The organism is Comamonas humi (genome assembly GCF_054782535.1).
In genome coordinates this window covers 75,932-97,239 of record NZ_BAAGSH010000012.1, presented here as the reverse complement: position 1 = coordinate 97,239, position 21,308 = coordinate 75,932, and the positions used below count along the sequence as shown (strand labels likewise).

Annotated in this window: 21 protein-coding genes; 8 read left to right on the top strand and 13 right to left on the bottom strand. The window is 68.8% G+C overall.

The genetic code is table 11. From position 1 onward, the window contains the following. Positions 1-14: 14 nt before the first annotated feature. The 5 genes from ACYVKR_RS13930 to fdxA all read left to right on the top strand — a co-directional run bounded on the left by ACYVKR_RS13930 (position 15) and on the right by fdxA (position 3,828). Positions 15-434: a DUF934 domain-containing protein gene (locus ACYVKR_RS13930; RefSeq protein ID WP_460481515.1), complete on the top strand. Its 420-nt coding sequence runs from the start codon at positions 15-17 to the stop codon at positions 432-434. Next, entirely contained in the window at positions 431-1,054 is a 624-nt protein-coding gene (locus ACYVKR_RS13925; RefSeq protein WP_460481514.1) for an adenine nucleotide alpha hydrolase family protein, read from the top strand. Before ACYVKR_RS13930 ends, ACYVKR_RS13925 begins: the two co-directional genes overlap by 4 nt. Before the next feature lie 74 nt (positions 1,055-1,128). Then, positions 1,129-2,061 carry a sulfate adenylyltransferase subunit CysD gene (cysD, locus tag ACYVKR_RS13920; protein WP_460481513.1) on the top strand — a complete coding sequence of 311 codons (933 nt, stop codon included), beginning with the start codon at positions 1,129-1,131 and terminating at the stop codon, positions 2,059-2,061. Continuing rightward, positions 2,061-3,422 (top strand): sulfate adenylyltransferase subunit 1, encoded by a 1,362-nt coding sequence (locus tag ACYVKR_RS13915; protein ID WP_460481512.1) that lies wholly within the window; start codon positions 2,061-2,063, stop codon positions 3,420-3,422. The genes cysD and ACYVKR_RS13915 overlap by 1 nt, the downstream gene beginning before the upstream one ends. A gap of 76 nt (positions 3,423-3,498) precedes the next feature. Then, positions 3,499-3,828: a ferredoxin family protein gene (gene fdxA, locus ACYVKR_RS13910; RefSeq protein WP_460481511.1), complete on the top strand. Its 330-nt coding sequence runs from the start codon at positions 3,499-3,501 to the stop codon at positions 3,826-3,828. A 62-nt stretch (positions 3,829-3,890) separates the two neighbouring features. On the opposite strand, the gene ACYVKR_RS13905 is transcribed toward fdxA, so the two are convergent. The 4 genes from ACYVKR_RS13905 to ACYVKR_RS13890 all read right to left on the bottom strand — a co-directional run bounded on the left by ACYVKR_RS13905 (position 3,891) and on the right by ACYVKR_RS13890 (position 6,010). After that, positions 3,891-4,700, bottom strand: a complete 810-nt coding sequence (locus tag ACYVKR_RS13905) for an anti-sigma factor family protein (protein WP_460481510.1) — start codon at positions 4,698-4,700, stop codon at positions 3,891-3,893. A gap of 13 nt (positions 4,701-4,713) precedes the next feature. Continuing rightward, positions 4,714-5,241, bottom strand: coding sequence for an RNA polymerase sigma factor (locus ACYVKR_RS13900; RefSeq protein WP_460481509.1), 528 nt, complete (start codon positions 5,239-5,241; stop codon positions 4,714-4,716). Positions 5,242-5,257: 16 nt separating this feature from the next. Then, complete coding sequence (locus ACYVKR_RS13895; protein ID WP_460481508.1) at positions 5,258-5,647, bottom strand: COG4315 family predicted lipoprotein; 390 nt, start codon at positions 5,645-5,647, stop codon at positions 5,258-5,260. Between the two features lie 93 nt (positions 5,648-5,740). After that, complete coding sequence (locus ACYVKR_RS13890) at positions 5,741-6,010, bottom strand: metal/formaldehyde-sensitive transcriptional repressor (RefSeq protein WP_460481507.1); 270 nt, start codon at positions 6,008-6,010, stop codon at positions 5,741-5,743. 95 nt (positions 6,011-6,105) lie between these two features. Between ACYVKR_RS13890 and ACYVKR_RS13885 the strand changes: the two genes are divergently transcribed. Next, positions 6,106-6,918: a nickel/cobalt efflux protein RcnA gene (locus tag ACYVKR_RS13885; protein ID WP_460481506.1), complete on the top strand. Its 813-nt coding sequence runs from the start codon at positions 6,106-6,108 to the stop codon at positions 6,916-6,918. 145 nt (positions 6,919-7,063) lie between these two features. Continuing rightward, the gene (locus ACYVKR_RS13880) at positions 7,064-7,381 is read left to right on the top strand and encodes a hypothetical protein (RefSeq protein ID WP_460481505.1); all 318 of its coding nucleotides are present in this window, start codon (positions 7,064-7,066) and stop codon (positions 7,379-7,381) included. Between the two features lie 21 nt (positions 7,382-7,402). Here the strand turns inward: ACYVKR_RS13880 and ACYVKR_RS13875 are convergent, their stop codons facing one another. The 9 genes from ACYVKR_RS13875 to ACYVKR_RS13835 all read right to left on the bottom strand — a co-directional run bounded on the left by ACYVKR_RS13875 (position 7,403) and on the right by ACYVKR_RS13835 (position 19,018). After that, positions 7,403-8,503 (bottom strand): NAD(P)/FAD-dependent oxidoreductase, encoded by a 1,101-nt coding sequence (locus tag ACYVKR_RS13875; RefSeq protein ID WP_460481504.1) that lies wholly within the window; start codon positions 8,501-8,503, stop codon positions 7,403-7,405. Positions 8,504-8,575: 72 nt separating this feature from the next. After that, positions 8,576-9,280, bottom strand: coding sequence for a YebC/PmpR family DNA-binding transcriptional regulator (locus ACYVKR_RS13870; protein WP_460481503.1), 705 nt, complete (start codon positions 9,278-9,280; stop codon positions 8,576-8,578). A 201-nt stretch (positions 9,281-9,481) separates the two neighbouring features. Next, the gene (locus ACYVKR_RS13865; RefSeq protein ID WP_460481551.1) at positions 9,482-10,990 is read right to left on the bottom strand and encodes an efflux transporter outer membrane subunit; all 1,509 of its coding nucleotides are present in this window, start codon (positions 10,988-10,990) and stop codon (positions 9,482-9,484) included. Further along, positions 10,990-14,169, bottom strand: coding sequence for an efflux RND transporter permease subunit (locus ACYVKR_RS13860; RefSeq protein ID WP_460481502.1), 3,180 nt, complete (start codon positions 14,167-14,169; stop codon positions 10,990-10,992). The genes ACYVKR_RS13865 and ACYVKR_RS13860 overlap by 1 nt, the downstream gene beginning before the upstream one ends. Positions 14,170-14,181: 12 nt before the next feature. Beyond that, positions 14,182-15,462, bottom strand: coding sequence for an efflux RND transporter periplasmic adaptor subunit (locus ACYVKR_RS13855; protein WP_460481501.1), 1,281 nt, complete (start codon positions 15,460-15,462; stop codon positions 14,182-14,184). A 130-nt stretch (positions 15,463-15,592) separates the two neighbouring features. Then, positions 15,593-17,029, bottom strand: coding sequence for an MFS transporter (locus ACYVKR_RS13850; RefSeq protein ID WP_460481500.1), 1,437 nt, complete (start codon positions 17,027-17,029; stop codon positions 15,593-15,595). Then, positions 17,026-17,526, bottom strand: coding sequence for a GNAT family N-acetyltransferase (locus ACYVKR_RS13845; protein ID WP_460481499.1), 501 nt, complete (start codon positions 17,524-17,526; stop codon positions 17,026-17,028). The genes ACYVKR_RS13850 and ACYVKR_RS13845 overlap by 4 nt, the downstream gene beginning before the upstream one ends. 11 nt (positions 17,527-17,537) lie before the next feature. After that, positions 17,538-17,972, bottom strand: coding sequence for a PaaI family thioesterase (locus ACYVKR_RS13840; protein ID WP_460481498.1), 435 nt, complete (start codon positions 17,970-17,972; stop codon positions 17,538-17,540). 194 nt (positions 17,973-18,166) lie between these two features. Then, complete coding sequence (locus ACYVKR_RS13835) at positions 18,167-19,018, bottom strand: ferritin-like domain-containing protein (RefSeq protein ID WP_460481497.1); 852 nt, start codon at positions 19,016-19,018, stop codon at positions 18,167-18,169. Positions 19,019-19,215: 197 nt separating this feature from the next. Between ACYVKR_RS13835 and ACYVKR_RS13830 the strand changes: the two genes are divergently transcribed. After that, positions 19,216-21,213 (top strand): ABC-F family ATP-binding cassette domain-containing protein, encoded by a 1,998-nt coding sequence (locus ACYVKR_RS13830; RefSeq protein WP_460481496.1) that lies wholly within the window; start codon positions 19,216-19,218, stop codon positions 21,211-21,213. Positions 21,214-21,308 lie beyond the last annotated feature (95 nt).

The following is a 21,308-nucleotide window of genomic DNA, read 5'->3' as shown; positions in this document are numbered from 1 at the left end:
CCGAAAAGAACGCCATGAAAATCATTGCTGCCAACGCCGTACCCGCCAGCGACGCCGAATTGAAGACGCTGCAGATCGCCAACGACGCCGAGCTCCCCGAGATCGCCGCCAGCGGCGCGCTGCAAGGGGTGGAGCGCATTGAGCTCTCCTTCCCCAAGTTCACCGATGGCCGCGCCTTCAGCCAGGCCGTGCTGCTGCGCCGCCGCTACGGCTTCACCGGCGACATCCGCGCCACCGGCGACGTGCTGATTGACCAGCTCGTGCAGATGGCCCGCAGCGGCTTCACCAGCGCCGTGCTGGCCGAAGGCCTCAGCGCCGACGCCGCCGAGCGCCAGTTCGCCCGTTACCATGGCTTCTACCAGGGCGATGCGCTGCAGCCCCGCCCGCTGTTCGCCCGCGATACCGCGAGCGATACGGCCAAGGAGGCCGCATGAGCACCCTCGACCTCACCCGCATCAACGCCGAACTGGGCCGCGACGCCCCGGGCCTTGTGAAATGGGCCCTGGGCCTGGGCAAGAACGCCATCGTCACCACCAACTTCCGCCCGTTCGAGGCAGTGATCCTGCACATGGTCACGCAGGTGCAGCCCGATGTGCCCGTCATCTGGATGGACAACGGCTACAACACCGAGGCCACCTACCAGTTCGCCGACGAGGTGACCAAGCAGCTCAAGCTCAACCTGCGCATCTACCTGCCGCTGCGCTCGCGCGCCCACCGCGAGGCCGTGGAAGGCCCCACGCCCGCGCTGGATGATCCGCGCCACGCCGCCTTCACCGAAGAGGTCAAGCTCGAGCCCTTTGCCCGCGCCCTGCGCGAGACCGCGCCGCAGGTCTGGTTCACCGCGCTGCGCGCCACCGACAGCGCCATGCGCGCCCAGATGGAGCCGGTCAGCATCAACCCCGACGGCCTCATCAAGGTGGCACCGCTGCTGCACTGGTCGTCCCGCGACCTGTACCAGTACTGCGAGGTCCACGGCCTGCCCAACAACTTCGACTACGTGGACCCGACCAAGGGCGAAGAACAGCGCGAATGCGGCCTGCACCTGGCCCACTGATAAAAACGATAGCTACTAGCGCTTGCTACATAAGGGTCAAAGCCCAATTTGACCTGATTTGATTGGAAAACCAAATGAACGCCCGTGTTGACACTTCCGTGCTGAACCAGCTCAGCAACCAGCACCTGGACGCGCTGGAAGAAGAAACCATCTTCATCCTGCGCGAAGTGGCCGCAGCCTTCGAGCGCCCGGCGCTGCTGTTCTCCGGCGGCAAGGATTCGCTGGTCATGCTCAAGTGCGCCGAAAAGGCCTTCGGCGCCGGCCGCCTGCCCTACCCGCTCTTGATGATCGACACCGGCCACAACTTCCCCGAGGTGACCGACTTCCGCGACTTCCGCGCCAAGCAGCTCGGCGCCGACCTCATCGTGCGCAACGTGGAAGACAGCATGGCCCGCGGCACGGTGCGCCTGGCGCACCCCGGCGAGTCGCGCAACGTGCACCAGTCGGTGACGCTGCTCGAGGCCATCGAGGAGTTCCGCTTCGACGCGCTGATCGGCGGCGCGCGCCGCGACGAGGAAAAGGCCCGCGCCAAGGAGCGCATCTTCTCGCACCGCGACAGCTTCGGCCAGTGGCAGCCCAAGGCCCAGCGCCCCGAGCTGTGGACGCTGTTCAACACCCGCATCGCCCCGGGCGAGCATTTCCGCGTGTTCCCGATCAGCAACTGGACCGAGCTGGACGTGTGGCAGTACATCGACCGCGAGCAGATCGAGCTGCCCTCGCTCTACTACACGCACCAGCGCAAGGTGGTCGAGCGCAAGGGCCTGCTGGTGCCGGTGACCGAACTCACGCCGCCCAGGGACGGCGAGCAGATCGAAGTCCGCGACGTGCGCTTTCGCACCGTGGGCGACATCACCTGCACCTGCCCGGTGGAAAGCGATGCCGCCACGGCCGCCGACATCGTGCTCGAAACCCTGGCTGCCGAAGTGAGCGAGCGCGGCGCGACCCGCATGGACGACAAGACCAGCGACGCCTCGATGGAAAAGCGCAAGAAAGACGGATATTTCTGATGACCACCACCCATTCCGCCACTGCTGGCGCACAGCAGCCCGCCACCCACACCGACCATGACGCCGCGCTGCGCTTCATCACCTGCGGCAGCGTGGACGACGGCAAGAGCACGCTGATCGGCCGCCTGCTGGTGGACAGCAAGGCCGTGCTGCAGGACCACCTGGCCGGCGTCACCAAGAGCGGCGAGACCGATCTCGCCCTGCTGACCGACGGCCTCAGCGCCGAGCGCGAGCAAGGCATCACCATCGACGTGGCCTACCGCTACTTCGCCACCGAGCAGCGCAAGTTCATCATCGGCGACGCGCCCGGCCACGAGCAGTACACGCGCAACATGGTCACCGCCGCGTCGCAGGCCGACGCCGCCGTGGTGCTGGTCGACGCCACCAAGCTCGACTGGAAGAACCCGCAGCTCGAACTGCTGGCCCAGACCCGCCGCCACAGCCTGCTGGTGCACCTGCTGCGCGTCAACGCGCTGGTGTTCGCGGTGAACAAGCTCGACGCGATCGAGGACCCGGCCCTGGCCTTCGCCCACATCCGCAATGCGCTGGCCGCCTTCGCACAGGCCGCGGGCATCACCGTCGAGGCCACCATCCCCGTCTCCGCGCTCAAGGGCTGGAACGTGGTGGGCCGCGAGAGCGGCTGGGCCGGCTACCAGGGCCCCAGCCTGCTCGAAGTCCTCGAAAAACTGCCCAACACCCCGGCCGACACCGGCCTGCCGCTGGCCTTTCCGGTGCAGTGGGTCGAGAAGTTCTCGTCGTCGGCCGACACCAGCCAGGGCCGCCGCGTATTCTGGGGCCGCGTGGCCGCGGGCGGCGCCCGCATGGGCGACGCGGTGCAGATCCTGCCCAGCGGCCAGCAAGCGGTGATCGCCCAGGTCGTGAACCATGCGCGCGTGCCCGGCAACGTGGACGCCAACCTGTCGGCCGGCATCACGCTGGACCGCGAGGTCGATGTCTCGCGCGGCGACTGGATCATTGCCGCCCCTAAAGCGGCCGCCGCCGCCAGTGACGATGATTTCGACACCCCGGCCGTCCAGCCCGCCTGGAACGCCAGCCGCGAGATCACCGCCACCGTCGCCTGGATGGACGACGAGGCCCTGGTGCCCGGCCGCGTGTACTGGGCGCTGCACGGCCACCGCTGGGTCAAGGCCAAGGTGCGCCGCGTGCTGCACCGCCTCGCCATCCAGACGCTGGAGCGCGAAGCCGCCGAGCAGTTGGAGCCCAACGCCATCGGCCGCGTGGAGCTGGTGCTGCAGGAAGCCATTCCCGCCGCGCCCTTCCTGCAGGCGCGCCAGCTGGGCGCGATGATCCTGGTGGACACCGCCAGCCACAAGACTTCGGGCGCCGTGCTGGTCGAGTGACCGCCGTGCTTCACTGTGCTATTTGCAAACCGCTAAAATCGCAGGCTGCTCATCTGAATCCGCAAAGAAGAATTTCATGACTCACGTCGTCACCGAAAACTGCATCAAGTGCAAATACACCGATTGCGTGGACGTTTGCCCCGTGGACTGCTTCCGCGAAGGCCCGAACATGCTGGTCATCGACCCCGACGAGTGCATCGACTGCGCGGTCTGCATTCCCGAGTGCCCGGCCAACGCCATCTTCGCCGAGGAAGACACGCCGGCCGACCAGATCGCCTTCATCAAGATCAACGCCGAGCTGGCCTTTGCCGACGGCTGGAAGAGCATCACCAAGCGCAAGGCGGCCCTGGAAGGCGCCGACGACTTCAACGGCGTGCCCGGCAAGATCGACGAGCTGGTGCGCTGATACCGCTCCCCGCAGCAGAAAAGGCCAGTGCATGCACTGGCCTTTTTGTTGGGAGCTGCGCCTCAGTCCAGCTGCCGGTAGACGGCATCGGCCAGCACCTGCAGCCGCTCGCGCGGCAGCGCGGCGCTGAGCGCGTAGCCCTGGTGCCCGTCGATCCAGTAGAAGCCCTGGGTCGATCCCTCGCGGGCCCACTGGAAGGCCACCGGAGCGGCCGCCGCAGCCGCCTTGTCCTGCGGCAGCTCCGAGACATAGAGCGTCACGCGCTCACCGGCCCCATCCTCGTACATGAACTGCGCGCGCGACTGCCCGGCCTCGCCCGGCAGCAGGCGGCCACCGACCAGCTGGAAGCCCTGGGCATCGAGCACCGGCACCTTGAGCTGCACCCCGAGCCGCTTGGACAGCCACTGCACCAGGTGCACCTGCTGCTGCGCCGCCACCTCGACGGGGTGGCGCTGCTCGGGCACGTAGACCACATGGGCAGCCGCCGCCTCGCGCACGAAGGCCGGCAGCTGCGCGATGGCGCCCGCCTGCGGCGACAGCGGGCCGCGGCCCCCGCCGCCCAAGCCGTAGCCCGCGCCATAACCCAGGCCCAGCCCCAGGCTGAGCATCACCCCGGCCGCCAGCGCATGCGGCCAGCGCCACTGCAAGGGCGGGCGGCGCAGTGCGCGGCGCAGCTGCAGTGGCACCGGTTCGTCCAGCATCGGGCTATGCAGGGCCTGCAGGCTGGCGCGCTGCGCCTGGAAGGCGGCCATGCGGGCCGCCTCGCCGGGGTGCTCCGCCAGCCATTGCGCCACCTGCGCGGCGCTTTCGGGCGCAAGCTCCCCGTCCACCCAGGCATGGAGCGTGGTTTCGTCGGGACGGCTCATGGACATCGATCGCATCCCTTCATTTGACAGCCTTCAATACCACCCGCGAGGGCGCTTCGCCCTCCATCAGGCGCCGCAGCTGTTCGCGCGCCCGGGCCAGGCGGGACATCACCGTGCCTATGGGAATGCCGAGCATCTGCGCCGTCTCGGCATAGCTGCATTGCTCCATGGCCACCAGCAGCAGCACCTCGCGCGCCTGCGGCGGCAGCAGCGCCAGCGCGCGCTCCAGGTCGAGCCGCAGCCCCAGGTTCGAGGTGGGGTCGTGCCCGGGCTCGGGGGCATCGTCCCAGTCCACCGTGCGCTGCCGCGCTGCCTGCTGCCACTGGTTGGCGAACAGGTTGTGCATCAGCGTGAGCAGCCAGCCGCGCAGCGCCGCCTGCACCTGGTCTGCGGGCGCGGCGGCAGGCGGCCGCCACAGCGCCCATTTCTGGCAGGCGCGCTCCAGCGTGTCCTGCACCAGATCATCCGCGCGCGCGGCATCGCCCACCAGCGCCCGCGCGTAGCGGCGCAGGCGCGGGATGTGGGCGATGGCGGCGTCGATATCCACGCGAGGCCGCTCCCGATCAGGGCTTGGCAGCGTGCCAGGCGTTGTTGAGGAAACCGTCGCCCGTCTTGTCGCCGGGCTTGGCGTCCTTCACCCAGAAGTAGAGCGGACGGCCCTTGTAGGCCCACTGCTTGCCGCCGTCGTCGCGCGTCACCACGCTCCAGTCGCCGCTGGCGGCGGCGCCCGCGGCCACCATCAGCGGCGGCCAGTTGGTGGCGCAGCCGCCGTTGCACACGCTCTTGCCCGAGCCGGCGGCGTCCTTGTCGAAGACGTACAGCGTCATCTGGTTGGGGCCGACGAGCACGCCGTTCATGGCGCTGGCAGGGGCTTGCGCCTGGGTCTTGGGCGCCATGGTGCAGGCGGCCAGCAGCACGGAGCCGAGGATGGAAAAGGATGCGAAGCGGGTCATGGAAGTTCTCCTTGGGGTTGACCTGCGGTTAACAGCCCGGCGTGGCGGTTTATTCCATCGAAGGCCGGATTTATTGCATCCGGCGGTCGCCGCTTACTTCAGGTAGGACTTGAGCACCTGGGCCACCACGTCGAATTCCTGCTGCCGCCGCTCCAGCGCCGGCTCCTGCACCAGGTGGTCTGTGAGGTGGCCCTCGATCACGGCCGCCATTAACCCGTTGACAGCGCCCCGGATCGCGGCGATCTGCTGCAGTACCGCCACGCAGTCGCCCTCCTGGTCCAGCTGGCGCTCCAGTGCAGCCGCCTGGCCCTGGATGCGCCTGACGCGTGCCAGCAGCCTGGCCTTGTCTCGAATGGTGTGCATATGGCCTCTCCGTGTCAATAAGCCATAAGGCTACCATTACCATACTGGGGTACAGTATCATTGCCAGCAATCAGCACCTCAAAAACTACGACTCCATGACTGATTTCTCAACCCTCTTGCAACAGGGCAATGCCTGGTTTTTCATTCCCAGCGCGATCGCGCTGGGCGCCCTGCACGGCCTGGAGCCGGGCCACTCCAAGACCATGATGGCGGCCTTCATCGTGGCCATCCGCGGCACGCTGTCGCAAGCCGTGCTGCTGGGGCTGTCGGCCACCATCTCGCACACCCTGGTGGTCTGGGCCGTGGCCATGGCGGGGCTGTATTTCGGCAGCCGCTGGAGCGCCGAGGCCAGCGAGCCCTACCTGCAACTGGCGTCGGGGGTGCTCATCGTGGGCGTGGCAACCTGGATGCTGTGGCGCACCTGGAGCGACCGGCACCCGGCGCACCACGATCATGACCATCACCACCATGGCCACGCGCACGACCACCACCACGGCCACGAGCACCCCGACCATGGTGACGATAGCCACCAGGACGCGCACGAACGCGCCCATGCCGAAGACATCCGCCGCCGCTTCACCGACCGGCCCGTCACCACCGGGCAGATCGTGGTCTTCGGGCTGACCGGCGGCCTGATCCCCTGCCCGGCCTCGATCACCGTGCTGCTGCTGTGCCTGCAGCTCAAGCAGGTCGCGCTAGGTGCGACGCTGGTGCTGGGTTTCAGCGTCGGCCTGGCCCTGACCCTGGTGGCCTCGGGCGCGCTGGCCGCGCTCAGCGTCAGGCACGTTTCCCAGCGCTGGAGCGGGTTTGGCGAGTTCGCGCGCAAGGCGCCCTATGTTTCCGGCGTGCTGATCCTGCTGGTGGGGCTGTACATCGGCTACCACGGCTGGCGCGCCCTGCCGGCCTAGCGGGGGCCGCGGCCCGGCAACGGGTTGCAAACTGCTTGCAATTGCGCCTTTCGGTTACACCGCCCGCGGTCAACTGGGCGCACGGGCCGCCGTTACCCAGGGAGTGGCCCTTGCCACACCACCGAAAGTCTCCAGAAAGATCACCATGAACTATGCATCGCTGGCCCTGGCCGCAGCCCTTGCCATGGCCTCCACCGCCGGATCGGCGGGCGAGGTCTACGTCGATATCGGCATAGGCGCACCGGCCACCGTGGTGCCGTCTGCCCCGGCCTACTATGCGCCGCCGCCCGTGTACTCGGCCCCGCCGCCCCCTGCCTACTATGCGCCGCGCCCGGTGGTCGTGGCGCCGCCGGTCGAGGCCGAGCCGTCGTGGCGCTGGGAGGACGATGACCGGCGCTGGCGCCAGTGGCGGCGCCATCCGCACCGGCATTGGCACCGCGACCGCGACGATGATGACGATTGATACGCCGGCGGCGCCATGCCGCTACGGCGCCGGAGCTTCCGCCGCCAGCACCCCGAGCCGCTGCTGCAGCCGCTTGCTGGTGGTGGTGTATTCCAGCAGCAGCGGTGCGCCGTTCAGGTACTCCACCGCCGCCAGCGCCGCCATCGTGGCCTCGTAGAAGCCGGTGAGGATGAGCTTGCGCTTGCCCGGGTAGCTGCTGATGTCGCCAGCCGCATAGATGGCCGTGGCACTGGTCTGGAAGGTGTCGGTGGCCACCACCAGCTGCTTCTTCGCCAGTTGCAGCCCCCAGTCGGCCAGCGGCCCGAGCTTGGGCGACAGGCCCAGGTAGATCCAGAGCTGGTCCACCGGCAGGCTGCGGATCTCGCCCTCGGCGTCCATGTAATCGATGGCCTGCATGCGACCGCTGCCATCGCTGCCGGCGCGCTGCGGCATACCGATGAGCACCTGCACGCGGCCCTGCTCGCGCAGCGCCGCCAGTTCGGCCAGCAGTGGCTCGGGCGCACTGAACTGGTCGCGCCGGTACAGCAGCGCAACGCTGCAATCGGCCAGCAGCGGATGACGGGCCGCGCTGACGGCGGCCTGCACGGCGGGCTCGTCGCCGCCATGGATGGCGATATGCCGCAGGCCTTGGTCCCGCTGCGCCTGCAACCAGGCATCGTCCAGCGCCGGGTGGTAATGCACCTGGCTGCCATGGTTCTCCAGCCCCTCGGCCCGCAGCAGCTTGGGCACGAAGGCGCCTACGCCCGCAGTGATGAACACGGTGCGCGCCACCAGCGCGGGGCCGGCGCCATCACCCTGCACCGGCTGCAGTTGCACGCGCCAGCGCCCATCGGGCTCGGCCGCGAGCTGCGCCACCTGCATGCCGCCATGGAACACCGGCGGGAACGGCGCGATCTGCGCCTGCAGGCGCTGCACCAGCTCCTGCCCGGTGCAGACCGGGATACCGGGAATGTCGTAGATGGGCTTGTGCGGGTACAGCTCGGCGCACTGGCCGCCGACCATGGGCAGGGTATCGACCAGGTGCGCCCGCACGCCCTGCAGGCCGAGCTGGAAGACCTGGAACAGCCCCACCGGCCCGGCGCCTATGACCAGGGCGTCGATGGAGGCGGCGGAATCGGTCATGGAATTCATGGCCTGATGGTAGTGCAGCCGCCATCGCCCCAAAGCCGATGCGTGATCGCGGGAATGCGCCTATCAGTCCACCAGGCCGGCGTACACGTGCTGCACGTCGTCGTTCGCGTCGATTGCGGCCAGGAAGTTCTGCACTTCCTCGAGCGCCTCGGCGCTCAGGCTCGCGGCGCTGACCGGGTTCTTGGCCTTGTAGCCCAGCTTGGCCGACAGCACGGTGACGCCCTGCGCCGGCAGCGCCTTGCTGACCACGTCGAGGTCGGCCGGGTCGGTGATGAACAGCGTCACACCCTCTTCGTCGCCGGGCTCGAAGTCCTGCGCGCCGGCCTCGATGGCGGCCAGTTCCATGTCGGCATCGGCGCTGGCGGGCTCGCCCTCGATCATGCCCACGTGGTCGAAGTCCCAGGCCACGGCGCTCATCTGGCCCTTGCGGAACAGCACGCGCATCTCGGGCGCGGTGCGGTTCAGGTTGTCGGTCAGGCATTCCACCATCACCGGCACGCGGTGCGGCGTGTAGCCTTCGTAGATGGCCACGTCGTAGTTGATGGACTCACCCGTCAGGCCCGCGCCCTTCTTGATGGCGCGCTCCAGCGTGTCCTTGGGCATCGAGGCCTTGCGGGCCTGCTCGACGGCCATGCGCAGGCGCGAGTTGCCGGCCGGGTCGGCGCCGGCGCGCGCCGCCACGATGATTTCCTTGACCAGCTTGCCGAACAGCTTGCCCTTGGCATCGGCAACCTGCGCCTTGCCCTTTGCTTTCCATTGCGCACCCATGGTGGATTTCCGCTTTCTGAGATCAGTTGGCGCGGCCGGGCCACACCGACCCGCCGCAGGCATGCATTATCGCGCGGCAGGCCCATGCGTTGCGCCACATGGCTGCCGCAGCCACTATTGCATTGATAGCTGCTTGCGCTTGTTATATCTAGGTTTCAAATATAAATGAAGCACAACTCAGCCAGTAATAAGCGCCAGCAGCTATTCTTTTTGAGTCCCTTCCTGCCCCCAGCCGCCGCCCAGCGCCTTGTACAGCGCGATGCGGTTGACCTGCTCGGACTGCAGCAGCGTGATCTGCGTCTGCTGCGCGGTGTAGAGGCTGCGCTGCGCGTCGAGCACGGTCAGGAAGTCGTCGGCCCCGGCGCGGAAGCGCGCCTGCGACAGCGACAGCACCTTGCCCGCCGCATCGACCTGGCCGGCCTGGGCCTGCAGGCGGCGCTGCAGCGTGGCGCGGTCGGCCAGCGCGTCGTTCACCTCGCGGAAGGCCGTCTGGATGGATTTCTCGTACTGGGCCAGCGTGGCGTCGCGGTTGGCATTGGCCACGCCCAGGTTGGCCTGGTTGCGGCCGGCGTCGAAGATCGGCAGGCGCAGCTGCGGGATGAAGCTCCAGGTGCCGTTGCCGCTGCCGAACAGGCCGTCGAGCTGGCTGCTGGCCGTGCCCACGTTGGCCGTCAGGCTGATGGTCGGGAAGAACGCCGCCCGCGCCGCGCCTATGCTGGCATAGCTGGCCTGCAGGCTGCGCTCGGCGGCGGCCACGTCGGGCCGCGCCAGCAGCACGCTGGACGGCAGGTCGCCGGGCACGGGCGTCAGCGCCGTGCTGCCGGTGAGCGCGGCCACGGGCTGCAGGCCGGGCAGCGCATCGCCCTTCAGCCCGCCGGACTGCAGCGCCTGCACCGAGAACGAGGGCTGCGGCGACGCCGGCAGGTACTGCGCCGGCACCGGCGCGCCCAGCAGCAGCTGCAGCGCATTGCGGTCGCGCGCCACCTGGGTCTCGTAGTTGGCCACGTCGCCGCGCGCGGCTTCGAGCGTGGTCTGGTTCTGCGCCAGCACCAGGCCATTGGTGGCGCCCAGCGCCTGCATGCGCTGGGCCAGCTGGTAGCTGTGCTCGCGCGCGGCCAGCGTGTCGCGCGCGAGCTGCAGGCGCTGCTGGTCGGCGGCCAGCGCCAGCCAGGCGTTGGCCACGTCGGTGACGAGGCCGAGCTGCACCACGCGGCGGCTTTCCTCGGTCTGCAGGTACTGCTGCAGCGCGGCTTCGCTCAGGTTGCGCACGCGGCCCCACAGGTCCAGCTCGTAGCTGGCCAGGCCCAGCTGCACGCTGTACTGGCCGGTGGTGTTGGCGCGGCCGGCGGTGGTCAGGTCGTCAGCCGTGCGGCTGCGGTTGCCCTGCGCGCTGGCGGCCACCGTGGGCAGCAGGTCGGCGCGCTGCACGCCGTATTGCGCACGCGCCCGCTCCATGTTGGCCACGGCCACGCGCAGGTCGCGGTTGCCCTCCAGCGCCAGCGCGATGAGCTGGCGCAGCGACTCGTCCTGCACCCATTGCTGCCAGGCCAGCGGTTGCCAGTCGGCGGCAGCCGTTGCCGCATCGGCGCCGGCCTGCTGGTTGAGCGTGCCGGGCACGGGCGCATCGGGGCGCTGGTAGGTGGGCGCGAAGTTGCAGCCCGCCAGCAGGCCGGCGGCCAGCAGCGCGGCAGCGGTGGTTTTCAGCTTCATCATGCGCCCTCCTCGGCGGCGCGGGCCACGCCCGGCAGGGCCGGCACATCGTCCTCGTGGCGGCTGTGCGACTTGAACCAGCTGCGCACCAGCAGGAAGAACACCGGCACCAGGAAGATACCCAGCACGGTGGAGGCCACCATGCCGCCCAGCACCGCGGTGCCGATGGCGTTGCGGCCCGCGGCGCCGGCGCCGGTGCCGATGGCCAGCGGGATCACGCCGAAGCCGAAGGCCAGCGAGGTCATCAGGATGGGGCGCAGCCGCAGGCGCACGGCCTGCACCGTGGCGTCGAACAGGCTCTTGCCCTGCTCCTGCAGCTGCACGGCGAATTCCACGATCAGGATCGCGTTCTTCGCCGCCAGGCCGACGGTGGTGAGCAGGCCGACCTGGAAGTACACGTCGTTGGTCAGGCCCCGCGTGTAGGTGGCCAGCAGCGCGCCGATCACGCCCAGCGGCACGGCCAGCATCACCGACAGCGGCACGGTCCAGCTCTCGTACAGCGCGGCCAGGCACAGGAACACGAAGAGGATGGAGATGGCGTAGAGCATCGGCGCCTGGGCGCCGGACTGGCGCTCCTGCAGCGAGGCGCCGGTCCACTCGTAGCCGATGCCGGGCGGCAGCTGGCCCAGGATCTCCTCGATGATCTGCATGGCCGCGCCCGAGCTGATGCCGGGCGCCGCGCGGCCCTCGATCTCGTAGGCGGGACTGCCGTTGTAGCGCAGCAGCTGCGGCGAGCCATAGGCCCAGTGGCTGGTCGAGAAGGCGCGGAACGGCACCATCTCGCCCTTGCCGTTGCGCACCGTCCACTTGCCGATGTCCTGCGGCAGCATGCGGTGCGGTGCGTCGCCCTGGATGTAGACGCGCTTGACGCGGCCGTTGTTCAGGAAGTCGTTCACGTAGGTGCCACCCATGGCGCTGGAGAGCACGCCGTTGATGTCGGCGTACGACAGGCCCAGCGCCGCCGCCTTGCGGTCGTCCACGTCCAGGCGCAGCTCGGAGGCATCGTCCAGGTTGGTGGTGCGCACGGCGGTGAGCTGGCCGTTCTTGCGCGCGGCGTCGAGCACGCGGTTGGTCGCGGCCAGCAGGGCATCGTGCCCCATGCCGTTCATGTCCTTGATCATGAAGTTGAAGCCCGAGCTCGAGCCCAGCCCGCGCACCGCGGGCGGCATGATGACGAAGACGCGCGCATCGCGGATGCGGGCCAGGTCCTTGTTGGCCTTGAACGCGATGGACGCGGCCGACTGCGACGACTGGCGCCGCTCGCTCCAGGGCTTGAGGCGGATGAAGCCGCGCGCCGAGCTCTGGTCGCCGTTGAGGCCGGACACCTGGTTGAAGCTGACCACGTCGGGCTGGGCCAGCAGGTATTCGCGCGTCTCGTCGAGCACGTCCTGCAGGCGCGTGTCGGCGGCGCCGGCGGGCAGGTTCACGTTCACGTAGAGGAAGCCCTGGTCCTCGTCCGGCAGGAACGAGGTCGGCAGGCGGTGCATCACCAGCCAGACGGCCGCCAGCACGGCCAGGAAGATCAGCATCATGCGCTTGGTGCGGCGCAGGCTGTAGGCCACCGTGCCCTGGTAGCGCGCGGCAGTGGCGTCGAAGCTGCGGTTGAACCAGCGGAAGAACCGGTCGACCAGCCCCGGCAGCCCGGGCCGGATGGCGCGCTCGTGGTGAGCGTCTTCCTTCGGCGCCTTGAGGATGGTGGCGCACAGCGCCGGCGTGAGCGTGAGCGCCACGAACACCGACAGTGCCATCGCCGCCACGATGGTGATGGAAAACTGGCGGTAGATCACGCCGGTGGAGCCGCCGAAGAAGGCCATGGGCACGAACACGGCGGACAGCGTCACGCCGATGCCGACCAGCGCCGGCGTGATCTCGCGCATCGATTCCTTGGTGGCCTCCTTGGCCGACTTGCCGGTCTCGTGCATCACCCGCTCGACGTTCTCGACCACCACGATGGCGTCGTCCACCAGCAGGCCGATCGCCAGCACCATGGCGAACATGGTCAGTGTGTTGATCGAGTAGCCCGCGATCGACAGCACGCCGAAGGTGCCCAGCAGCACCACCGGCACGGCGATGGCCGGGATCAGCGTGGCGCGCAGGTTCTGCAGGAAGACGAACATCACGATCACCACCAGCAGCATGGCCTCGCCCAGCGCCGAGACCACCTCGTGGATCGAGGCGCGCACGAAGGGCGTGGAGTCGGAGCTGACGAAGTACTCGATGTCGTTGGGGAAGTACGGCTTCATCTCGGCCAGCTTGGCCGCGACCGCGTCGGACACCGCCATCGCGTTCGCACCGTCGGCCAGGATGATGCCCATGCCTGCGCCGCGCATGCCGTTGAGCTTGGACTGGATGGTCTGGTTCTCAGCGCCCAGCTCGACCCGCGCCACGTCCTTGACGGTGACCACCGAGCCGTCCTGCGCCGACTTGAGCACGATGTCCTCGAACTCCTCGACGGTCTTGAGCTTGGTGCGCGCCGTGATGGTGGCGTTGAGCTGCTGGTTCTTGGTCGCCGGCAGCGCGCCGAGCTGCCCGGCCGAAACCTGGGCGTTCTGCGCGTTGAGCGCATTGGCGATGTCGGACGGCATCAGGCCGTATTTCTCCATCTTGGCCGGGTCCATCCAGATGCGCATGGCATAGAAGGTGCCGAACACGTTGATGTCGCCCACGCCCTCGATGCGGCCGATCACGTCCACCAGGTTGCTGTTGATGTAGTCGCCGATGTCCACCTCGGAGATGGACGGGTCCTTGGAATAGAAGCTGTAGGTGACCAGGAAGTCCTGCCCGCCCTTGTTGATGAACACGCCGCGGCTCTTGACCGTGTCGGGCAGGCGGTTGAGCGCGCCCTGGATCTTGTTCTGCACCTGCACCTGGGCCACGTCGACGTTGGTGCCCGGCGCGAAGGTCAGCGTGATGCGCGACTGGCCCGAGGCATTGCTGGTCGAGCTCATGTAGAGCATGTTGTCGATGCCCTTGATCTGCTGCTCGATGATCTGCGTGACGGAGTTCTCCACCGTCTCGGCCGAGGCGCCGGTGTACTGGGCGCCGATGGTCACGCGCGGCGGCGCGATGTCGGGGTACTGCTCCAGCGGCAGCTTGAAGATCGACAGCGCCCCGCCGAGCATGATGACGATGGCGAGCACCCACGCGAAGATCGGGCGCTGAATGAAAAACTGTGCCATGGATCGCCCCCGTTACTCGGCGGCGCCGGCGGCCACGGGCGGCTTGCCCGGCGTGCGGGGCTTGTCGGCCTTGGCCTTCAGGTCTACCGGCTTGGGGCTCACCTTGTCGCCGTCCTTGACGCGCTGGAAGCCCTCCACGACCACGCGCTCGCCGGCCTTCAGCCCGCTGTCGACCAGCCACTGGCTGCCCAGTGCGCGGTCCAGGACCACGGTGCGCTTGTCGATCACGTCGTCGGCCGTCACCACGAGCACGCTGGGGCGCCCGGTGAGGTCGCGCGTCACCGACTGCTGCGGCACCAGCAGCGCATCGGGCGCCACGGCCGTGGGCAGCAGTGCCTGCACATACATATTGGGCATCAGCACGCCATCCGGGTTGGGCACACGGGCACGCAGCGTGACGGTGCCGGTGGTGGCGTTGACGATCACACCCGAGAACTGCAGCTTGCCGGCGTGCGGGTACTCGGTGCCGTCGTCCAGCCGGATGCGCACCGGGATCTGGTCGCCGTCCACCTTCTGGAAGCGCCCGGCCTGCAGGTCGCGCTGCAGCTGCAGCACCTCGGTGCTCGACTGGGTGAAGTCCACGTACATCGGGTCGAGCTGCACCACCGTGGTCAGCGCCGTGGCCTGGTTGGCCGTCACCAGCGCGCCCGGCGTCACCGCGGACAGGCTCACCCGCCCGGCGATGGGCGAGTCGATGCGCGTGTAGTCGAGGTTGATGCGGGCGTTCTGCACCGCGGCCTCGGCCACCTGCACGTCAGCGGCGGATTGGGCGGCGGCGGCCTGGCTGTCGTCATAGACCTGGCGGCTGACCGCATCGATCTTCACCAGCTCGGCATTGCGCGCCGCCGTGCTGCGCTGGGCCTGCGCCACGGTCTTGGCCCGGTTCAGCGCCGCCTGCGCGCTCTGCAGCGCCGCCTGCGCGGGCCGGGGGTCGAGCTGGTACAGCGGCTGGCCGGCCTTCACCAGCGAGCCCTCGCCGAACAAGCGCTTTTGCACGATGCCGTTGGCCTGGGGCCGGATCTCGGCGCTCAGGAAGGCCGCGGTGCGGCCCGGCAGCTCGGCGCTCAGGCTCTGGCGCGTGGGCTGCAGCGTCATCACGCCCACTTCGGTGGCCTTGGCCGCCGCCTGGGGCTTGGCGTCCTTCTTGTCGCCGCAGCCCAGCAGGGCCGCCGCCACGCTGGCAGCCACCGCGATCTGCCAGGCCCGGCGTCTTGTGGGGCTTGCCGACAAGCCCCCCAGCACGGGGCGCACGGCCGAAGACAAGGTGGCACGGGTTGTGGCAAAAGCATCCATCGTGAAAAGAATCCGGGGGGTGTTGCAGGCAGGCGAATAGGCCATTTTGACGGGAAACTGTAAAGCTCAGACACAACTTTCCGTAAAAGTTCCCTTGCGGCCCCGTTCGTCTGCCCCTATATGACCCGCCTCAGGCGTGGCGCACGGGGTGTCGCACACGCAACACGCTGAACATGGCGGAGCCCAGCGCGAACGCCGCGGCCACCGACATGGCGATGTGCACGCCGCGCCCTTCCTGCAGCGGCCAGATCGAGAAGATCACCGCCACCAGCACCGCGCCCAGCGACTGCCCGGTCAGGCGGGCCGTGCTCAGCATGCCGCCAGCCGCGCCCGTGCGCGCCATCGGCGCCGAGGTGATGATGGTGTGGTTGTTCGGCGTCTGGAACAGACCGAAGCCCAGCCCCGCCAGCAGCATGCGCCAGCCGATGTCGGCATCGCTGGGCTGTGCCGGCAACAGCGCCAGCGCCGCCAGCCCGGCGGCCAGCATGGCCATGCCGATGCCGCCCAGCAGCCCGCCCTCGAAGCGCCCCACCAGCCGGCCCGCCACCGGCGCGATGAGCACGATGGCCACCGACCATAGCGTCAGCAGCAGGCCCGCCTCGAAATGGCTGCGCCCCAGCACGTCGAGCAGGATGAAGGGCAGCGCGACGAAGGACAGCATCTGCGCCGTGAAGGCGCAGACGGATGCGCCCATCGACAGCGCGAAGATCGGAATGCGCAGCAGGTCCAGCGGCAGCAGCGGCACGGCCAGCCGGCGCTGGCGCAGCACATACCAGGCGCCCACGGCCAGGCCGGCCGCCAGCATGATCCAGCCGTCGGCCCTGCCCGCGCCGCCCTGCACGCCCAGGCGCTCGGTGCCCAGCAGCACCAGCGCGAACATGGCGAAGTTCAGGCACAGGTCGATGGGGTTGATGCCGCCCTGCCCGGCGCCCGGCGCGGGCGCCGGGTTGAAAGGCAGGGCCTTGCGCCCCAGCCAGATGGTGAGCGCGCCCAGCGGCAGGTTGATGACGAACAGCCACGGCCAGCTGGCCACCGACAGGATCGCCGCCGCCACGCCCGGCCCGGCCACCGACGAGACGGCCACGGTCATCGAGTTGAGCGCCATGCCCTTGCCCAGGTGGGCGCGCGGGTAGATCAGGCGCACCAGGGCCGCGTTCACCGCCATCACGCCGGCCGAGCCCATGCCCTGCAGGCCGCGCGCCGCCACCAGCAGCCACAGCGACTGCGCGACCATGGCGAGCGCCGACGCCAGCGTGAAGCACACCAGCCCGAGCAGGTAGACGCGCCGGTAGCCGATGCGCTCGCCCAGCGCCGCCAGCGGCAGCAGCAGCCCCAGCGTGCCGAGCTGGTAGGCGTTGACCACCCAGATCGATTCGGACGGCTGCACCTGCAGCTCCTTGGCGATGCTGGGCAGCGCCAGGTTGACGATGCTGCCGTCGAGCACGGCCACCGCCAGCCCGAGCAGAATGACCAGCATCGCGTAGGTGCGCGCCGGCTGCGGCAGGCCGTCGTGGGCCGGCGCAGCCGTGGCCGCGCCTGGCAGGGCTGCCGCGGCCTGCGCGCTCATGCGCGGCCTTCCGCCGCGGCCACCGGCTCGGGGCGCAGCATCTTCAGGTGCGGGATGCCGTCTTCGAGGTAGGGTTCGGACGCCACGGCAAAGCCGCAGCCTTCGTAGAAGCGCTGCAGGTGGGCCTGCGCGCCTATGCGGATCGCCGCGCCGGGCCACAGGCGCTGCAGCTCATCAATGCCGTGGCGCATCAGCTCCCAGCCGGCGCCGGTGCCGCGCGCCGTGGGCGCGACCACCACGCGGCCTATCGAGGGCTCGTCGTAGTGCTGGCCCGGCGGCAGCACGCGGCAGTAGGCCTGCAGCTTGCCGGCGGCGTCGCGGCCCAGCAGGTGCCAGGCGGTCTGGTCTTCGCCGTCGGGGTCCTGGAAGGCGACCTGCTCGACGATGAAAACCTCGCAGCGCAGGGCCAGCGCGTCGTACAGGTCGCGCAGCGACAGTTCGTCGAAATACCGGAAGGACCAGTCCAGCCGGTCGGGAGCATCGGGCATGGGGCGCATGGGGAATTTCGTCAGTCGGTCTTGATCGTGCGCTTGGCGGCCTGCAGCGCCTGCACGGCCTCGGGCAGCACGTACTTGAAGGTGCCGGTGGCGTGGCAGCACAGCTTGCCGTCGCCGTCGTAGAGATGGCCTTCGGTGAAGGCCATGCTCTTGGTGCGGTGCAGCAGCCGGCCCTTGGCCACCAGCGGCCCCTTGGCGGCGGCCATGAAGCTGGTCTTCATCTCGATGGTGACCGCGCCGCTGCCGGCGATGGCGCTGCGCGCGGCATGCGCCATGGTCACGTCCAGCAGCGTCATCGAGGCGCCGCCGTGCGTCACGTCGAAGGAGTTCAGGTGCTCGGGCCGGGCCGTGAAGCGCATTTCGGCCTCGCCGTTTTCCCAGCGGTGCAGGGTGAAGCCCAGGTGCGAGACAAAGGGGATTTCTACTTCGAGGGGCAGCACGGACATCTCTCCAGCGGGAACGGACCAAAGCCCGGAGCATAAGGCGAATGCATCCCGCCTGCTGTCTCGATGGTTGCCCGCCCTGCGCGGCGGATGTCAAAAACAATAGCTGCTTGCGCTTGCTACTGCTTGATTTTGAATATAAAAATCCTTGAATCCAAGGAATGACAAGCGCCAGCAGCTATTATTTTTTACCTCACTCAGGGCGCCAGCACGCGGCAGGCCAGGCGCGCCAGCGGCGCCTGCACCAGGCGCTCCATGCGCGGCGGCAACTGCAGCGGCTTGAGCAGCATGCGGATCGACTGGTCCGCCGGCAGCCGGGTGCTGACGAGCTGGTAGGCGCGCTGCGCCACCTCGGCGAAGCTGGCCGCGCCCTCGGCGAACAGGCCGCCCCGGTGCGCCCAGACATGGCGCAGCGCCACGTCGGAATCGCTCTCGCGCAGCTCCTTGAGCCGGCTGTACAGCGCGCCCGCCACCTGCACGCGGCCCACGGGCGCCTGCGCCTGCAGCTGCCGGAAGTAGCCGAGGAAGTGCTTGTAGTGCCCCACCTCGTCGTTGCGGATATGGCCCAGCAGCTCGCTCAGCACCGGCTCGCGGCTCAGCCCGAGCAGGGTCTGGTAGTAGGCCGTGGTGCCGGTCTCGACCACGCAGCGGGCCACCATCTCGAGGCGGCAGTCGGCGTACAGCTCCTCCACGGTGCACAGCCTGGCGTACTCGGCGAAGAAGCTGTCGTAGGCCGCCTGCCACGGAAAGGCGGGCCACACGGTCTCGACATAGCGGCGCAGCGCTGTGCCGTGCTGCAGCTCCTCGGCCTCCCAGCGCTCCTGCAGCCAGGCGCGGATCTCAGGGTGGCCGGCATAGTGCTCGGCCAGGTTGGCGGCATAGGTATCCGAGCCGGTCTCGACGAACGAGGCACTCATCAGCAGGTAGAACAGATCCTCGTCGTGCTCGATGGCCGCGCGGTCGATGCCGTCCCAGTCCAGGTCGGCCACGCGCCAGTGCGCGTGCGGCGGCCGCCCGTCGCCGGTCGGTACGTGCAAGTGGCTGGACATCTGGCTGGGCATCTTTCCAAGGGGGCGGGTTCGGCAGCGCCGTCACCCAACTGTCATGAACACCGTGCCGATATTGCGCGCTGCAGCAAAAGTGCCTTGTAAGCCTATTCCGATAGTCGCCGCGCGGCCGGTATCGATTTGCAAGCGCCTGCCCAGCCCGTGCGGGCATGGGCCAGCGGCGATAATCCACCCCAGTCATGATTACGCTCAAGAACATCACGCTGCGCCGCAGCAGCAAAGTCCTGCTGGAGCAGACCAGCATCACCATCAACCCCGGAGAAAAGGCAGCCCTGGTCGGTCGCAACGGCGCGGGCAAGTCCACGCTGTTCGCGCTGCTGAACGGCACGCTGCACGAGGACAGCGGCGACTTCTTCATGCCCGCGCAGTGGCGCCTGGCCCAGGTGGCCCAGAACATGCCGGAGACCGACGAGTCCGCCACCCGCTTCGTGCTGGAGGGCGACACGCGCCTGGCCGAGCTGCAGGCGCAGCTGGCGGCCGCCGAGCACGCTGGCGACGGCATGGCCATCGCCCACCTGCATGCCGACCTGGCCGATGCCGGCGCGCACGACGCCACGGCCCGCGCGCAGGCGCTGATCCTGGGCCTGGGCTTCCAGGTGCACCAATTGGAGCAGCCGGTCAACAGCTTCTCGGGCGGCTGGCGCATGCGCCTGCAGCTGGCGCGCGCGCTGATGTGCCCCAGCGACCTGCTGCTGCTCGACGAACCCACCAACCACCTGGACCTGGACGCCCTGGTCTGGCTGGAATCCTGGCTCAAGCGCTATGCCGGCACGCTGCTGGTCATCAGCCACGACCGCGAATTCCTCGACGCGGTGACCAGCGTCACGCTGCACATCGAGCATGCGCGCCTCACCCGCTACGGCGGCAACTACAGCAAGTTCGAGGAGCTGCGCGCCCAGCAGCTGGTGCTGCAGCAATCGGCCTACGAGCGCCAGCAGGACAAGATCGCCCACCTGCAGAAGTTCATCGACCGCTTCAAGGCCAAGGCCACCAAGGCCAAGCAGGCGCAAAGCCGCGTGAAGGCGCTGGAGCGCATGGAGAAGATCGCGCCGGTGCTCGCCAGCGCCGACTTCACGTTCGAGTTCAAGGAGCCGGCCAACCTGCCCAACCCCATGCTGGCCATCACCGACGCCAGCTTCGGCTACCGCGCCGCGCCCGAGGATGGCGGCGGCGAGACCACCATCCTGCGCCACGTCAACCGCTCGGTGCTGGCGGGCCAGCGCATCGGCATCCTGGGCGCCAACGGCCAGGGCAAGTCCACGCTGGTCAAGACCATCGCGCGGCAGATGTCGCAGCTCGCCGGCAAGGTGACCGAGGGCAAGGGCCTGAACATCGGCTACTTCGCCCAGCAGGAGCTGGACGTGCTGCGGCCCGATGATTCGCCGCTGGCCCACATGATCCGCCTGGCCAAGGAGCTGGGCGCCGAGTCCAAAGAGCCCAGCCGCGAGCAGGACCTGCGCAACTACCTGGGCAGCTTCAACTTCAGCGGCGACATGGTGGGCCAATCGGTGGGCACCATGAGCGGCGGCGAGAAGGCCCGCCTGGTGCTGGCCATGATCGTCTGGCAGCGCCCCAACCTGCTGCTGCTCGACGAGCCGACCAACCACCTCGACCTCGCCACGCGCGAGGCGCTGGCCATGGCGCTGAACAGCTTCGAAGGCACGGTCATGCTGGTCAGCCACGACCGCGCGCTGCTGCGCTCGGTCTGCGACGACTTCTGGCTGGTGGGCCGCGGCAAGGTCGAGCCCTTCGACGGCGACCTCGACGACTACCAGCGTTACCTGCTCGACGAAGCCAAGCGCCTGCGCGAGCAGGCCAAGCTCGATTCCGATAAGAATTTGGCTCCAGCGCCCGATGCACAAGCGCCAGAAGCTATCAAAACAGAAGCAACCGTCGACCCACGCGAACAGCGCCGCCTCGCCGCCCTGGCGCGCCAGCAGCTGGCCGAGAAGACCAAGCCCTTCAAGAAGGAGCTGGACCGCATCGACCAGCGCCTGCCGCAGCTCAATGGCGAGCGCAGCGCGCTCGAGGACAAGCTCGCCAGCCCCGGCCTCGCCGGCAGCGAGATCGCCGAGGCCGGCAAGCAGCTCAAGCTGGTGAACGACGAGATCGACCAGCTGGAAGAGCGCTGGCTGGAGCTGTCGGAGCAGATCGAGGCACTGCAGCAGGCGGCCTAGCACCGACCGGCCCGCGTCGCACCGGCGCGCGGCACCATCCAACAACGAAGGGGGCGTCATCGCCCCCTTCGCGTATCTGCACCTTCGCGGCGCCA

Coding starts and splice junctions, on each gene's coding strand:
- ACYVKR_RS13930 (WP_460481515.1), top strand. CDS start 15: ATGAAAATCATTGCTGCCAACGCCGTACCCGCCAGCGACGCCGAATTG.
- ACYVKR_RS13925 (WP_460481514.1), top strand. CDS start 431: ATGAGCACCCTCGACCTCACCCGCATCAACGCCGAACTGGGCCGCGAC.
- cysD (WP_460481513.1), top strand. CDS start 1,129: ATGAACGCCCGTGTTGACACTTCCGTGCTGAACCAGCTCAGCAACCAG.
- ACYVKR_RS13915 (WP_460481512.1), top strand. CDS start 2,061: ATGACCACCACCCATTCCGCCACTGCTGGCGCACAGCAGCCCGCCACC.
- fdxA (WP_460481511.1), top strand. CDS start 3,499: ATGACTCACGTCGTCACCGAAAACTGCATCAAGTGCAAATACACCGAT.
- ACYVKR_RS13905 (WP_460481510.1), bottom strand. CDS start 4,700: ATGTCCATGAGCCGTCCCGACGAAACCACGCTCCATGCCTGGGTGGAC.
- ACYVKR_RS13895 (WP_460481508.1), bottom strand. CDS start 5,647: ATGACCCGCTTCGCATCCTTTTCCATCCTCGGCTCCGTGCTGCTGGCC.
- ACYVKR_RS13890 (WP_460481507.1), bottom strand. CDS start 6,010: ATGCACACCATTCGAGACAAGGCCAGGCTGCTGGCACGCGTCAGGCGC.
- ACYVKR_RS13885 (WP_460481506.1), top strand. CDS start 6,106: ATGACTGATTTCTCAACCCTCTTGCAACAGGGCAATGCCTGGTTTTTC.
- ACYVKR_RS13880 (WP_460481505.1), top strand. CDS start 7,064: ATGAACTATGCATCGCTGGCCCTGGCCGCAGCCCTTGCCATGGCCTCC.
- ACYVKR_RS13875 (WP_460481504.1), bottom strand. CDS start 8,503: ATGACCGATTCCGCCGCCTCCATCGACGCCCTGGTCATAGGCGCCGGG.
- ACYVKR_RS13870 (WP_460481503.1), bottom strand. CDS start 9,280: ATGGGTGCGCAATGGAAAGCAAAGGGCAAGGCGCAGGTTGCCGATGCC.
- ACYVKR_RS13865 (WP_460481551.1), bottom strand. CDS start 10,990: ATGAAGCTGAAAACCACCGCTGCCGCGCTGCTGGCCGCCGGCCTGCTG.
- ACYVKR_RS13860 (WP_460481502.1), bottom strand. CDS start 14,169: ATGGCACAGTTTTTCATTCAGCGCCCGATCTTCGCGTGGGTGCTCGCC.
- ACYVKR_RS13855 (WP_460481501.1), bottom strand. CDS start 15,462: ATGGATGCTTTTGCCACAACCCGTGCCACCTTGTCTTCGGCCGTGCGC.
- ACYVKR_RS13850 (WP_460481500.1), bottom strand. CDS start 17,029: ATGAGCGCGCAGGCCGCGGCAGCCCTGCCAGGCGCGGCCACGGCTGCG.
- ACYVKR_RS13845 (WP_460481499.1), bottom strand. CDS start 17,526: ATGCGCCCCATGCCCGATGCTCCCGACCGGCTGGACTGGTCCTTCCGG.
- ACYVKR_RS13840 (WP_460481498.1), bottom strand. CDS start 17,972: ATGTCCGTGCTGCCCCTCGAAGTAGAAATCCCCTTTGTCTCGCACCTG.
- ACYVKR_RS13835 (WP_460481497.1), bottom strand. CDS start 19,018: ATGTCCAGCCACTTGCACGTACCGACCGGCGACGGGCGGCCGCCGCAC.
- ACYVKR_RS13830 (WP_460481496.1), top strand. CDS start 19,216: ATGATTACGCTCAAGAACATCACGCTGCGCCGCAGCAGCAAAGTCCTG.